Here is a 13,697-nt window from a genome sequence, read left to right as displayed (position 1 = left end):
TGCACGGTGCGTCTATTGGCGACCGTGCGGCGGACGCAGCGCGATACGAAGAGCCTATGCCGCCCGAGTGTGCCCCAGGGGTATCTCATCCGAGGGCCACGGCTCGTGCTTTGTAAGGCCTCAGCACCGCTTGTCACACGAACCGTGGGGTCGGCGTCCATCGCTCATACACCGGTCGGAGGTGCGCCCCGAAGGGAAAGGGGTCCTTGTCGCGGCCGGACTGCGCATTTGTCGCTGTGAAGGGCGCGACGTGCCCTCACGCGATCTTGATGTGCCTGAAGAGGTAATACCCGGCGGCGGTCGATGGGTGTCAGCTCGCCTGCACTATGGGAGCGGGCTTGCGGTGTAGAGCGTCTATTGTGGCTTGCGTCTTAGAGCCCCATCGTGGGTCGAGCGCACTGACGAGGGCGACCCACAGCGGCAGGGCGACGGTCGCCTTGAGCGTGTCGGCGTTGACGCCGCGAGCGGCGGCGGGGGAGCGGTAGGCAATGTTCCATGCCAGCGCCCGGGCCGCGTCGTCGATGATCCAGTACAGCAGTTCGTCGGTGTCGGCGGCTTGGGCCGTGCGCGGTTGGCCGGTAAGTACGTCCATGGAGTAATAGCGGACACGGCCGTCCTCGACGGTGTAGGCGGAACCGGGGGCGCCGACCACCGGAACCGCCCGAAACTGAGGGCGGGGGAGAATTCCCTTCGCCTCAATGCGCGCGACCGCACTGAGTTGCCCCAGTGTTCGGTCAATGCTGGCTTCGAGCGCGGATTCGGGGCCCGCAGCGCCGGCCGTGATGAGGTGATCAAGGTCGGGCCATGAAGGCAGCGGTGAGACAGCTTGGCCCGGGTGGTGGTCCAGGAACGCGGTCGCGACCCACACCATCTTCGTTGCATCGAGGACATCGGCTTGGCCGATGCTGGGGTCAAGGATGTAGGAGATATCGACAGGGAGATCGGTGGCCGGGACGGCCAAGTCGGTCCCCGGGACGCGAGGATGCAGCGCAACGTAATAGATCCATAGGAATGGCCCGTGCGCGTCTCTGCCGTGCTGAGCCCCCGGATAGTCGGCGGCCTCCGCACTCGCCGGCAGGTGGTATTTGACCGGATTCGCCAGCTGAGCACATAGGTGGGTATCGCCGTCGGGGCCGGGGAGGCTGGTGAGCACGGTGGCTGGTGCTGCGGCGCCATTGAGCAGCAATACGGGGCCGCACTCAACGTGGTGGAGAAGTACCTCGCTCATGAGCTCCACGATATGCGGCGCCGCCTGCGAGCACCGCCCAGCTTCATCGCGCACGTCCTGACCTACCTCTGAGTAGCATCGGATCTCCACCTTGGCAGCCGGCCGAGGCGTACGCTTTCTGCTTTACTGCCTGCAAGACGTTGATGCGCAGTGAGTTTCGTTGCCGGTCGCGGGTTGCCGACGCCGTCGGCAGCGTCAGCTGTCGGTGCAGGGCTCGTCTGCGACATCGAAGCCGCCATGGGCGGCCAGTGAACGCAGTTGACGTAGCGCGAATTTGCGGCCTCGACCTTCTTTGGGGATGTTCACCCCTGACCACATGCCCTCGGCCCCGGGGTGTCGAGGGCGTCTTTAGCGCACTGCCAACGCCGCGGGCAGCCACGGCACAGCGCCTTGAGCTCTGCGTCTTCGCCGCCGGCGGCCCACCTGTCGGGGTCGGACATGCATGGCTGGGTGCTCTTGCGCACCGTTGGTCGTTCGAGTGTCACTGTCACCGTCGCTCCTCCCACTGAGCTATCGAATGACGCTAACTTTAGCACTTAAATTTAGCGCCACTCTATCTAGCGCTAAGTTTCAATGATGAAGTTTTGCGCCTACGGCTGTATGTCGCAGCCGCCCAGCGTTAGCGCCTACTTCACTGAAATCCGGCCAAGATGTACCTCGTGATGTTCCGAAACCGTGATAACCGCTGGTTACACTGACGCGGTGAAGGAAGGCGACACAGACGACGGGATTGCCCGCGCTGGTGCCGCTGTCGCAGCTCGCCGACGTGAATTGGGTATTTCCCAGCGCGAGCTGGCACGCCTGAAAGTCATCACAGCCCCGGCGCTGATTCACTTTGAGAAAGGCCGGTCCTGGCCCAGGGAGCGCACCCGGCACACCCTGGAAGAACTTTTGCAGTGGCCGGCAGGAACGATAGCGCGTATCCGGGCCGGAGGCACGGCTGATGAAGTGGCTGCCTCGCCGCCGGATGGGTCCGAGAACGCTGTGCTGGTGGTGGATGCGCTCAAGTTGGCCTTGGCCCGTTTCGACACTGCGATCGACGATCTGCCCCCGGCCTCGTCACCGGACTTCGTAAAACGCGCGTCGACGATCCTGGCTGATCTGCGCAAGCTGGAGGCTCTTGCCGCGCGGGCGATGCGCCACAGCCAGGGCTCGCCGGCTGAGGTGGTCAAGTCTCTGGGGCTCATTCGCCGCCGCTACGACGAACTCATGCTGAAAGCTGCGGCCCATCCGGAAGCCTCACTGGGCCAGCGGCTCTACGCCGCACGGCGCCGGGCGAACCTGAGCGCCGGTGAGGCGGCCGCGGTGGGCGGACTCTCGGCGGAGCTGGTGGAGTCTGCCGAAACAGGCAAGCCGATGGACCCCGGAAGCGCTGCGCGGGTGGAAGCGTTGATCGCCGAACTTGCCGAGCCGTGACGTGTGGCCGAAATTCGTGCGGGCGGTTGTCGATGCGGGCATGAAAATGGATACGTGAGAACACGTTTGGCGATTGCGTTGACATTGGTCGCCGCTGTGGCGGCGGCCCCCGCCTCGGCGTGCGCCGCTCCGGTTGAGGCGGCAGCAGCCACGGCGACAGTGCTGCGCGTGGTTGACGGTGACACAGTGGACGTCCTCGACGACGCTCGCGGACGTCTTCGAGTGCGCGTGCTGGGCATCGACACCCCGGAGACCAAGCGGCCGGGTTACACCCAGGCATGCTGGGGCCGTGAGGCCACAGAATTCGCGATCTCAATCCTGCTGAACCGTCGGGTCGCGCTGATCGCTGATGCGAGCCAGGATGCGCACGACCGTTACGGACGCACTTATCTGCATTAGTCAAGCTGTTGCTGACGCGCCTGCCCGCGAAGGCCCGTGGCGAGGGGAGGACCTCCGCTCGCTGACCGGTTTATACCCGCGATATGCCCGTTTCATCGTCGGTGAGTTCACTCCAGATGCGTATTCACCGTCGTCGATCACAGGTGTGAGACAAGAAATGAGACACCGCGACCTGGCGCTATGCGAACACAAGTTAGGCCGTGCATGGCTGTCTCGTTTCTCTAGAAACGAGACACAGCCGCCCTAGCTGCGCCCCAATGCTTGGTCGAGTGCGGTGGTGAGGTCTTCATAGCTGCGGGGTTGGATGCGTTCGTCGTTGATGAAGAAGGTGGGGGTGCCTTGGACGCCTAGTGCGGTGCCGTCGCTGACGTCGAGTTGGATGCGCTCCAGGGTTGCGGGGTCGTTGTAGGTGGCGTCGAACGCGCCCATGTCGAGGCCAAGTTGTTGGGCGAACTCGCGGAACACGTCGTCGGCCGGAACCTGTTGTTCACCCCATTCGGCCTGTGTCTCATACATTTTCTTGTACATGGCTTCGAGTTGGCCTTGCTGGGCGGCGGCTTCGACAGCGCGGGCGGCGCGTTCGGCGTTGAAGTGGGAGCGCAGCGGGAAGTAGCGCAGCACGAAGTTCACCCGGTCGCCGTACTCGGCGCGCAGCTGCTCGACGACCGGGTAGAGCGCGCGGCAGCCTTCGCATTCGAAGTCGAGGAACTCGACGAAGTAGATATCGCTGTCGGGTACTGAGTTCAGTCGGTGGCTGTTGTCTCGGACTGTCTGGCCGGCGGTTGAATCGTCGAGTGCAACCTCGGCCGTCGAGCCGGTATCGCGCACTGAAAGAAACACCACCGTCGCAACGGTGGCGACCGCGATGACGAAGATCGTGAGGAGCACGCGGGTGTTGGCCAGGATCGAGCCGAGGCCTTTCATACTCATATCGACGTACTTTAGTATATGGATATGAGCGAGCCGCTGGGTACCTGCGATCTGCTGTGTTTGGACCTGCCCCACGCGGAGCAGATCCGGACCGCGGTGCCGGACATCGCCACGGTGCAGGCCGCGGCCGCGGCAGCCCGCGGCTTGAGTGATGCCACCCGGTTGTCGATCGCCGCGGCGTTGGCGGCCGGCGATGAGCTGTGCGTATGCGACATGGCCTGGGTGATTGGCCTCCCACAGGGTTTGGTGTCGCATCATTTGCGCCAGCTCAAGAACGCCTCGCTGGTGTCCTCGCGGCGGCAGGGAAAGTTGGTGATGTACCGGCTGACCGAGCGTGGACGTCAGTTGATGGCCGCGGTGCTGCCCACGGTGAACGTGGCCGCCGGGAAGGAGCCTGATCGTGTCTGATGCGTGCTGCGGATCCAGTAGCGCCGCCGAACCCGAGGCGGAACGACCGCGACCGGTGGTGCAACCCGGCCCGTCCTACCCGTCATCACACCTACACGCACCGCGGCTGCCGTTGAGGTCGGATGCCAGTGCTGCGCCCCCACCCCTGGGCCAGACGCCAAGAGCAGCACCACCGCACCCGCTAAGTCGGCAGCCAACCTGCAGCGACGAGGCTGACCGCCCCGAGAGGAGCACCCGATGACACGGATCAGCGACCAGGCCGCCCTGGTCTACCGCAACGAGATGGCGGCCGCCAAGAACGCCGCCGACGCGACGACTCGGTGGCGACATCTGGAGCGGGCGCACATCGTGTCGCAGCCCGACCCGTGGCTGCATACCTGCAACCACGCCGCGATGTTGGCGCTCGCGCTGCGCCAACGCGACCGCCGCGAAGCGCTCGGCCAGGTCGTGCGCCTCATCGTCGCGGCGCCAGGCTCGCTGAGCGGGCGGTACCCCGTGGGCAACACCGGCCGTGTCGCTGCCGGGCTGATGACCCCGATGCTCATACCTGACGACCTCGCCACGCTGACCAGCTAACCCACCCAAGCGAGCACGCGCGAGACAGAAACTGAGACGTCCAAAATTCTCTCGAAACCAGACAGATTCGGTGGGGCGTCGCGCGGTCTCAGTCAAACCATGGATGCGTAGTGGAGCTGTTCCTCGCGCTCGCCTGACCATCGCCGAGCACGAGATTCATGAGGTGTGTGTCAGGGCTCGGTGGTCAGCCGGTCTAGTAGTGGTCGTAGGTCTTCGGCTAGTAGTGCCATGAGGTACACCGCCGCGACTCTGTGCTGGCGGTCGAGGACCATCGTGGTGGGCACCACGCTGGTCGGATAGTTGCGTCCCAGGGTGATGAGGCTGCGCAGCGAGGGGTCGAAGATGGAGGGATATTGCACGTTGCGGTCGGTCACGAAATCGCGTGCGGTGTCGCGGTTGTCGCGGACGTCGATGCCGAGGAACTGCACGCCCCGGTCGCGATATTCGGTGTACACCGTTTCCAGCTCCGGAGTTTCGGTGCGACACGGCGCACACCAGGAGCCCCACACATTGATGAGAACCACTTTTCCGGTGAAATCCGACAGCCGGATCGGTGTGTCGGTGAACAAGTCGGGTCCGCTCAGATCGCCGATCGTGCCCCGCGTCGAGGGTGGGTCATAGAAGATCGCGGTCTGGCCGCCGGGCGAGACGAAGTCGAAGGTGCCGCCTTGGGCGACGGCATCCTCGCCGGTGGTGCAGCCGGTGACCAGGCCTGTCGCGGCGACAACGGCCGCGACGGCGGCGACACATCGCCTGACGCTGGTCCTGACAAACCCTCGCGACGGCCACGTTGTGGACGGCGATGTCACCGCCGACGTTTCTGGCTGCTTAGTTCTCAAAGGCGAGACCGTGGACCAGGATGAAAATGCCGAGACCGATCAACACGATCGGGAAGAGGACGTGTTCCCAGCGTTCCAGGACTTCGGCGATGGGCCGGCGGGTGGCGACGAATTTAGCGGCGAGGACGAGGACCGCGACGAGGGCGAGGAAGACGATGCAGTAGGCCACTACGGCGGCAGGTCCCACGCTCAAAAAGACCGGAACGTAGACCCCGATGTTGTCTCCGCCATTGGCGAAAGTGACTGCGGCGACGGTCAAGACACCAACGTTCTTGCCCGCAACTTTGCCGTCGTCGTCGTCGTCATCGTCGTTGCCCCGCCACGCTTGCCAGGCCGCCCACAGTCCCAGGGCCAGGGGGATGAGCCCGAAGTACGGAATGACCTCCGGGGGCAAGAACGCGCCCGCGCCCAGCGTCACGAGCACCGCCGCGCCCAGAATCCCGGCGAATCCCAGGTATTGCCCCGCGGTGATCCGCGCCGTTGTCCCCCGTTGTCCCGCGCCGCGGGCGAAAAACAGCGAGAGCACGATGATGTCGTCGATGTTGGTGACGATGAACAGGCCGATGGCGGGCAAGACGGAGGACAAGATCATGCCCCTGGCCCCATGTCTGCAGCCGCTTTCGCCTGCCCACCAGCTGTAACGCCGGTGTGGCCGGCGGTCATGACGGCGCGCCTACCGGTGCTGTGCTGGTGGGACTGGCGGCTGGATCGACCGGCGCGGGGGCCAGCGGTGTGGTGCGCCCGGCCCGTACACCGTTGGCGATGACCACGATCTCGGCGAGTTCATGGACGAGCACCACGGCGGCCAGACCAAGTACACCGAACAGTGCCAGCGGCACCAGCGCGATGATCAAACCCAAAGACAGGGCGACGTTTTGCAGCATGATCCGCCGGGCCCGCCGTGCGTGGCGGAACGCTTGAGGCAGGTGGCGCAGGTCTTCACCCATCAACGCGACATCGGCGGTCTCGATGGCCACGTCGGTGCCCATCGCACCCATCGCGATACCCAGGTCGGCGGTCGCCAGCGCGGGAGCGTCGTTGACGCCATCGCCGACCATCGCCGTGGGACGCTGGGCGCGCAGCTGTTCGATCAGTCGGGCTTTGTCTTCGGGGCGTAGCTCGGCGTGCACGGCCTCGATCCCGACATCGTGGGCCAATGCGGCGGCGGTGGCGTGGTTGTCGCCGGTGAGCATCGCCACGTGATAGCCGTCGCGGCGCAGTTGGGCGACCACTTCGGCGGCCTCGGGCCGCAGTTCATCGCGCACCGCGATCGCGCCGATCAGCTGCCCGTCGTCTTCGACGAGGACCGCAGTGGCGCCGGCCCGCTGCATCCGCGCGACGTCACCGGCCAGCGGCCCGGGCTCCAGCCAGCCCGGTCGACCCAGCCGGATGGTGCACCCATCGCGGCATCCGGTGAGCCCGGCACCGGTGACGGCCTCGACGTCGGCGGCAGCGATGACGTCCTCGGCTGCGGCGAGGATCGCCGCGGCCAGCGGGTGCTCGCTGCGCGCTTCCAGTGCCGCCGCCACATCAAGTACCTGCTCGCGAGTGGCACCGTTGGTGGTGGCCACGTCGATGACGGCGGGCCGATTCGCGGTGAGCGTGCCGGTCTTGTCCAGTGCGACGCCGCGGATCTTGCCCAGCCCTTCCAGTGCGGCGCCGCCCTTGACCAGCGCGCCGAGCTTGCTGGCGGCGCCGATGGCGGCCACCACGGTGACCGGCACCGAGATCGCCAGGGCGCACGGCGAGGCGGCGACCAGCACCACCAGGGCACGTTCGATCCAGGTGGCCGAGTCCCCGAACACGCTGCCGATCACCGCGATCAGCCCGGCGACGACCATGATCCCCGGCACCAGGGGTTTGGCGATGCGGTCGGCCAAGCGCTGGGAGGCGCCTTTGCGGGACTGCTCGGCTTCCACGATGCGCACGATGCGGGCCAGCGAGTTGTCCTCGGCGGTGGTGCTGACCTCCACCTCCAGCACCCCGGTGCCGTTGATCGACCCGGCGTACACCTCATCACCTGGCCCGGCTTCGACGGGCACCGACTCCCCGGTGATGGCCGAGACGTCGAGTGCGGTGCGGCCGTGGCGGACGATGCCGTCGGTCGCGACCCGTTCACCGGGCTTGACCAGCATCCGGTCACCGATCCGCAAATCGGCAGGCGCAACAGTTATTTCGGCGCCGTCACGCAGCACCGTGGCCTCATCAGGCACCAGTGACAACAGCGCACGCAGACCGCGGCGCGTGCGCGCCAGCGAGTACTCCTCCAGTCCCTCGCTGATGGAGAACAGGAAGGCCAGCATCGCGGCCTCACCCACCTCGCCGAGGATCACCGCACCCACCGCGGCGACGGTCATCAGCGTGCCCACCCCGATCTTGCCCTTGGCCAGCCGTCGCAGCGTGGACGGCACGAAGGTGTAGGCGCCGGCCAACAACGCCACCGCTTGCAGCGTGAGGACCACCGGTTCAGCGGCGTTCATGAATCCCGCAATCACCCCCGCCAGCAGGAAAATCCCTGAGAGGGCGGCGAGCTGCATTTCCTTGATCTGCCAGAGCCGTTCGGGCTCATGTTCCTGCTCGTCGGCGCTGCGGGGTTCGTCGTTGCCGCAGCCGCACGCATCGCTCATCGGTCAGTCTCCTGGGGATCAGTCGTCGCGTCGGTGCGCGAACGGTTTCCGTAGTTGGGACACAAGGCGACGGCATTGCCGGTGGCGGCCAACAGCGTCTCGGCCGCGGCCAGCAGGTCGAGCAGCTCGGGGCGGGTCAGCGAGTAGAACACCTGCCGACCTTCGGGACGACCGGTCACCAGCCCGCAGTCCCGCAGACACGCCACATGCGCCGACACCGTGGACTGCGCCAGGCCCAGCTCCCCGATCAGGTCGACCACGCGGGCCTCCCCGTCGGCCAGGCGGCGCACGATCGCCAACCGGGCCGAGTCGGACAGACTGTGAAACAGCGCCACCGCGGCATCGAGATTCGATTCCCCCGACGTCGTGTCGGCGAGGCAACCACCCGCCTTATTCATCGTCATACAACGATGATAACCGGTCAGCAGCGATACTTCGAGGCCGGGTCGGAGTCCGATGTCTGCGCATCGCCGTGCGGCGTCGCGGTCGTGGACTTCAGCGCGCAACCCCCGCCGCGGGTGAACGGATAGATCATCTGGTGCAGGTAGTCGCTGGGGTAGTCGGGTTTGGCGGCCATGCCGAGCTGGGTGGAGTCGAAGCGGCGAGCCGGGTCATAGGAGTAGGTGCGCATCAGGTGATCCCAGATCAAGGTGAACAGTCCGAAGTTGACATCGCCGACGCCGGCCCATTTGAGGTGATGGAAGCGGTGGCCTTCATTGAGGGCAAGCACGTACTTTGCGGGGCCGATGCGGTAGTCGGCGTTGGAGTGTTGCAACAGCAGCTGAATGGCAACCGCCAGCGCCAACGCTGAGGCGACGTTGACCGGCAGGCCGATCAGGATCAGCGGGACGACGCCAGCGGCCATCTCGACGGTTTGGTGCAACGGGTGTTTCATCAAGCCGTTGAGGCTGTAGAAGCGGGTGATGCTGTGATGCACCGCGTGGAAGCGCCACAGCAGGCCGACCTTGTGGCTGGCCAGGTGCACGACGGTAATGCCGAAATCGGCGACCAGAATCGCGGTGAGGACCTGCGCGACGAACGACCAGTGCTGCGGCCACAAGTGGGGTGCGGGCACGATCGCCGCCAGGAGCGGGATGGCGGCGACGCTGGCCAGGATGAGGGTTTCGTTGACCGCGACGTGAATGCGGTCGCGGATGCTGTCGGCGCGGTCGTGGTTCCACTCGGAGTCATAGGGAATGATTCGCTCGACCAGGAACGCCGTCACGATCGCGACCACCAAAACCACGAGCAACCAGATTTTCGGCGCTCCGGAGGAGGCCAGGGCGATGCCGACGCCGTTGAGGCCGATCAGCATGAACGGCACGTACCCGTAGCGGGCCACCATCCGAATCGGGGTGCGGGTCGATGTCGAGGAAATCGCGCTCATGCGTTGATGGTCGGCGCTCGGCCCGGTGTAGGGCTTGAACGTTTCGGCTACCCGCTGCCCTCGTCGAGGTCCCACGACACATGCCGGCTCAGCACCGAAGGCGCCAGGCCGAACATCTCGCGGGTGGTGCGACTCAGATGCGCGCTGTCGGCGAACCCCGCACCATGGGCGGCGCCGGTGAGGTCATCCCCGGCCTGCACCCGGGTGATCGCGATCCGCAGCCGCGTCCACAACACATACCGGCGCAGCGGGATGCCCACCTGCTCGGTGAACAGATGAGTCAATCGGCTCGCCGAAACCCCCACTTGCGCAGCCAATTCTGTTCCGCTGACCGGGCCGGCCGCCGTCAGGTCGGGCAGCAGCCGCAACGCGTCGTCGACCGCCGGGTGACGCGTCGCGACGTCACCATGTGCGGCCGCGGCCGGCGCCAGCTGTGCGACCAGCTCATCAACCACCGCGGCAAGCGGGCGTCGCCGGGTGGAGGCGAAGCTGGGAGTGACCGCCCACCCGCAGCGCACGGCCCGCAGGTGCGCGGCCCGTCCCGGCGCGGACTCCGGCTCCAAGAACACCACCGTCCCCTCCTGCGCGCCGACCTCGATCCGATGCTCGGCGTCGGCGGGCACGACCACCTTCGAGCCGCGATACCGGGTGCCGTGGTCGTCGAGCACCGCCAACCCCGTCGTGGCCGACATGACCTGCACAGCGTGATGGGCATGGGCATCGGTGCTGCCAATCGATCCGGTGAAAGCCAACACCCCCGGACGCAACAACGCCGATCCGCCCCAGCGCGGTCCAGCGGTGGGTTCAGTGCCAGACCTGTTCGTCGTCACGAGCGATGGGCCGGATTGGTCGGGTTACGCCGAATGGGTCGACACCGCGGCGGCGACGCGGTTGAGGGCCTCGGCGTTGACGCGGTAGTAGGCCCATTTGCCGCGTTGGTCTCGGCTGACCAGGCCGGCGTCGACGAGCAGTTTCATGTGGTGCGACACCGTGGGCTGGCTCAAGCCGAGTGGTTCGGTGAGGTCGCAGATGCACGCCTCCCCGCCGGCGGAGGCGGCGATCAGCGACACCAATTTGACCCGCGCGGGGTCGGCCAGGGCCTTGAACACCGAGGCAAGACGTTCAGCGGCTGGTGTATCCAGCACGCCGCCGGTCAGCGGTGAGCAGCAGGCGGCCACATCAGCAGTCAACGCAGCAGCGGTCGCGGTAGCCATGTCCCCATGATGACACACGCATTGACAAACGTCGATGCGTCGCGCACCATCGGTCTCATCGAAGAACGTCGATGAGAGGAGTCGAGGATGTCGGAGCTGCCCGTCGTAGTGGTCGGAGCCGGACCGCTGGGTTTGGCGGCGGCCGCGCACCTGTCCGAGCGCGGCTTGACCCCGTTGGTGCTGGAGGCCGGCAGCGGCCCCGCGTCGGCGGTCGAGCAGTGGGCACACGTGCGCACCTTCTCCCCGTGGCCCGAGCTGGTGGACCCCGCTGCCGCGCGCCTCCTGGAGCCGACGGACTGGACCGCCCATGAGTCCGGGTTCCCGACCGGTCAGGAGTGGATCGACGGCTACCTCGCGCCCTTGGCCGAGGCCTTGGGTAAGAGCGTGCGATACGGCGCGCGAGTGGAAGCAGTGTCGCGGCTGGGCCGGGATCGGCTCGTCAGCCCGGGCCGCGCCGAGACACCATTTGTCGTGCACGTGAGCAACGCCGACGGCACGCAGTGCCGGGTGCAGGCCCAGGCCGTCATTGATGCCTCCGGCACCTGGGGCCAGCCCAATCCAGCTGGCGCTGACGGTGTTCCCGCGATCGGTGAACGCGCGGCGGCGACGTCGGGGGTGCTGACCTATGTCCCGCCGACGCTGGCGCAGGCCTCGGCGCTGGCGGGCAAGCATGTCGTGGTGGTCGGCAGCGGGCATTCGGCGATGACCGCGGTGATCCAGCTCGGCGAGGTGGTCCGCCAGGATCCCTCGACGACGGTCACGTGGGTGCTGCGGCGCGGGGTCAGCAGCGACACCTTCGGCGGTGGCGCCGCCGACGAACTTCCCCAGCGCGGCGCGCTGGGGGTGCGGTCCAAGGAAGCGGTCGAGGCCGGCCGGGTGTCACTGGCCACCGGATTCCGCACCGAGCGCATCGACCTGGTGGACGGACGCGCCGTGCTCATTGCGGAGGACGGGCGCGTATTGGCGCCGGCCGATCACGTGGTGGTGCTGACCGGGTTCCGCCCGGACCTGTCGTTCCTGTCGGAGATGCGCATCGAGCTGGACCCGATCCTGCAGGCCCCCGTCAACCTGGCCGGCTCGATCGATCCAAATATGCACTCCTGCGGCAGCGTGGCACCGCACGGCGCCGCCGAATTGGCCCACCCCGAGCCGAACCTGTACATCGTGGGCATGAAGTCCTACGGCCGGGCACCGACATTCCTGGCGATGACCGGCTACGAGCAGGTCCGCAGCATCGCCGCCGAATTGGCCGGCGACCACGAGGCCGCCCGCCGGGTCGAGCTGACCCTGCCCGACACCGGGGTGTGCAACGGGGCCGGGCTGTTCGACAGCCCCGAGGGTGAGAACGCCGGCGGCGGATGCTGCGGGCCCGCACCGTCGACACCGCAGCCGTTGTCGTTGTCGATCAACCCCGTTGGCGGATGACACCGGCAGAGTCTTCTGCAGCACCCAGCGCAGCCCGGCAGGGGCTGCGCTGGGTGCTGCTGACGTTGTGCATCACCGAGATCACCAGCTGGGGCGTGCTGTACTACGCCTTCACGGTGCTCTCGGAACAGATCAGCACCGAGACGGGCTGGTCGGCGCCCGCGGTGACCGCGGCGTTCTCCGCCGGGCTGGTGACCTCGGCGGTGGTGGGCATCCCGGTCGGGCGGTGGCTGGACCGGGTGGGCCCGCGCTGGATCATGACCGCCGGCTCCGTCCTGGGTGTGCTGTCGGTGGTGGCGGTAGTCGCGGCCCCGAATTACGGCTGGTTCGTCGCGGCGTGGGTTGTGGCCGGGGTGGCGATGAGCGCGGTGTTCTACGCACCCGCGTTTGCGGCGTTGACCCGGTTCTTCGGTGCCGACGCGGTACGCGCGTTGACGGTGCTGACCTTGGTGGCGGGGTTCGCCAGCACCGTGTTCGCGCCGGTGACTGCGGCCCTGTCAGCCCAGATGAGTTGGCGTCATACCTATCTGGTGCTGGCCGTGGTGATGGCGGTGATCACCATCCCGGCGCACTTCTTCGGATTGCGGCGCCCGTGGCCAGCGGTAACCACCACGCACCACCATGTCGAGGCGCCAGGACGCACTGCACGCAGCTGGCCGTTCCTGGCGCTGGTGGCAGCGTTCGCGCTGGCCGGACTGGCGTCGTATGCGGTAATCGCGAACCTGGTGCCGTTGATGAGCCAGCGCGGCATTAGCACCGGCGCTGCCGCGGTCGCACTCGGTCTGGGCGGCGCCGGCCAGGTGCTGGGCCGCCTGGGCTACCGCACCCTGGTGCGTCGCGTCGGTGTTGTTCCTCGCACGGTGCTCATCATGGGCGGTGTCGCGGTCACCACGGCGCTGCTCGGAGTGTTCAGCTCCTACGCGGCGTTGGTGGCGGTCGCGATCGGTGCGGGAGTGATGCGCGGCATCATGACGCTGCTGCAAGCCACCGCGGTCACCGAACGTTGGGGGTCCACCCATTACGGCCATCTCAGCGCCTACCTGAATGCCCCGATCATGGTGGCGACCGCGATCGGACCGTTCGTCGGCGCGGCGTTGGCCAGTCTGCTCGGCGGGTACGCCGCGATGTTTGTCGCCCTGGGTGCGATCGCCGCGGCGGGGGCACTGCTGGCGGTGGCCAGCCGACCGCGTGTCGCGACCCCCGTACCGATCGTCCGGGTCTGACCCGTCTCGCACGCGAGCTGAATTC

General features: G+C 67.0%; 15 protein-coding genes and 1 pseudogene. 6 read left to right on the top strand and 10 right to left on the bottom strand.

Annotated features, from left to right (window positions below):
* Positions 1-310 precede the first annotated feature (310 nt).
* The gene (locus tag BVC93_RS32130) at positions 311-1,228 is read right to left on the bottom strand and encodes a hypothetical protein (RefSeq protein ID WP_083741826.1); all 918 of its coding nucleotides are present in this window, start codon (positions 1,226-1,228) and stop codon (positions 311-313) included.
* Between the two features lie 195 nt (positions 1,229-1,423).
* Positions 1,424-1,668, bottom strand: a pseudogene (locus tag BVC93_RS34350) (WhiB family transcriptional regulator).
* A 262-nt stretch (positions 1,669-1,930) separates the two neighbouring features.
* Between BVC93_RS34350 and BVC93_RS32120 the strand changes: the two are divergent.
* Positions 1,931-2,644, top strand: a complete 714-nt coding sequence (locus BVC93_RS32120) for a transcriptional regulator (protein ID WP_083741754.1) — start codon at positions 1,931-1,933, stop codon at positions 2,642-2,644.
* 54 nt (positions 2,645-2,698) lie between these two features.
* Entirely contained in the window at positions 2,699-3,043 is a 345-nt protein-coding gene (locus BVC93_RS32115) for a thermonuclease family protein (protein ID WP_083741753.1), read from the top strand.
* Positions 3,044-3,286: 243 nt separating this feature from the next.
* Here the strand turns inward: BVC93_RS32115 and BVC93_RS32110 are convergent, their stop codons facing one another.
* The gene (locus tag BVC93_RS32110; RefSeq protein WP_083741752.1) at positions 3,287-3,973 is read right to left on the bottom strand and encodes a DsbA family protein; all 687 of its coding nucleotides are present in this window, start codon (positions 3,971-3,973) and stop codon (positions 3,287-3,289) included.
* A gap of 24 nt (positions 3,974-3,997) precedes the next feature.
* On the opposite strand from BVC93_RS32110, the gene BVC93_RS32105 reads away from it, so the two are divergent.
* Together BVC93_RS32105 and BVC93_RS32100 are read left to right on the top strand one after the other, a co-directional pair.
* Complete coding sequence (locus BVC93_RS32105; protein ID WP_083741751.1) at positions 3,998-4,381, top strand: ArsR/SmtB family transcription factor; 384 nt, start codon at positions 3,998-4,000, stop codon at positions 4,379-4,381.
* A gap of 237 nt (positions 4,382-4,618) precedes the next feature.
* The gene (locus BVC93_RS32100) at positions 4,619-4,957 is read left to right on the top strand and encodes a DUF3703 domain-containing protein (protein WP_083741750.1); all 339 of its coding nucleotides are present in this window, start codon (positions 4,619-4,621) and stop codon (positions 4,955-4,957) included.
* 170 nt (positions 4,958-5,127) lie between these two features.
* Here BVC93_RS32100 and BVC93_RS32095 read toward each other — a convergent pair whose 3' ends face one another.
* The 7 genes from BVC93_RS32095 to BVC93_RS32065 all read right to left on the bottom strand — a co-directional run bounded on the left by BVC93_RS32095 (position 5,128) and on the right by BVC93_RS32065 (position 11,024).
* Positions 5,128-5,667: a TlpA family protein disulfide reductase gene (locus BVC93_RS32095; protein WP_083741825.1), complete on the bottom strand. Its 540-nt coding sequence runs from the start codon at positions 5,665-5,667 to the stop codon at positions 5,128-5,130.
* Between the two features lie 118 nt (positions 5,668-5,785).
* Positions 5,786-6,388: a cadmium resistance transporter gene (locus tag BVC93_RS32090; RefSeq protein ID WP_083741749.1), complete on the bottom strand. Its 603-nt coding sequence runs from the start codon at positions 6,386-6,388 to the stop codon at positions 5,786-5,788.
* A 67-nt stretch (positions 6,389-6,455) separates the two neighbouring features.
* Positions 6,456-8,423, bottom strand: a complete 1,968-nt coding sequence (locus BVC93_RS32085) for a heavy metal translocating P-type ATPase (protein ID WP_083741748.1) — start codon at positions 8,421-8,423, stop codon at positions 6,456-6,458.
* The gene (locus BVC93_RS32080) at positions 8,420-8,827 is read right to left on the bottom strand and encodes an ArsR/SmtB family transcription factor (protein WP_157517366.1); all 408 of its coding nucleotides are present in this window, start codon (positions 8,825-8,827) and stop codon (positions 8,420-8,422) included. Before BVC93_RS32080 ends, BVC93_RS32085 begins: the two co-directional genes overlap by 4 nt.
* 17 nt (positions 8,828-8,844) lie before the next feature.
* Positions 8,845-9,810: a sterol desaturase family protein gene (locus BVC93_RS32075; RefSeq protein ID WP_083741747.1), complete on the bottom strand. Its 966-nt coding sequence runs from the start codon at positions 9,808-9,810 to the stop codon at positions 8,845-8,847.
* A 47-nt stretch (positions 9,811-9,857) separates the two neighbouring features.
* Positions 9,858-10,640, bottom strand: a complete 783-nt coding sequence (locus BVC93_RS32070; protein WP_083741746.1) for a helix-turn-helix domain-containing protein — start codon at positions 10,638-10,640, stop codon at positions 9,858-9,860.
* Positions 10,641-10,664: 24 nt separating this feature from the next.
* Positions 10,665-11,024 (bottom strand): ArsR/SmtB family transcription factor, encoded by a 360-nt coding sequence (locus BVC93_RS32065; RefSeq protein WP_083741745.1) that lies wholly within the window; start codon positions 11,022-11,024, stop codon positions 10,665-10,667.
* 87 nt (positions 11,025-11,111) lie between these two features.
* Here BVC93_RS32065 and BVC93_RS32060 point away from each other — a divergent pair, with 87 nt between their 5' ends.
* Together BVC93_RS32060 and BVC93_RS32055 are read left to right on the top strand one after the other, a co-directional pair.
* Positions 11,112-12,449, top strand: coding sequence for an NAD(P)-binding domain-containing protein (locus tag BVC93_RS32060; RefSeq protein ID WP_083741744.1), 1,338 nt, complete (start codon positions 11,112-11,114; stop codon positions 12,447-12,449).
* On the top strand, positions 12,446-13,672 hold the full coding sequence (locus tag BVC93_RS32055) for an MFS transporter (RefSeq protein ID WP_083741823.1): 1,227 nt from the start codon (positions 12,446-12,448) through the stop codon (positions 13,670-13,672). Before BVC93_RS32060 ends, BVC93_RS32055 begins: the two co-directional genes overlap by 4 nt.
* The last annotated feature ends 25 nt before the right edge of the window (positions 13,673-13,697 follow it).

This window comes from Mycobacterium sp. MS1601 (genome assembly GCF_001984215.1).
In the GTDB taxonomy this organism is placed as follows: domain Bacteria; phylum Actinomycetota; class Actinomycetes; order Mycobacteriales; family Mycobacteriaceae; genus Mycobacterium.
This window is presented reverse-complemented; position numbering and strand designations above follow the sequence as displayed.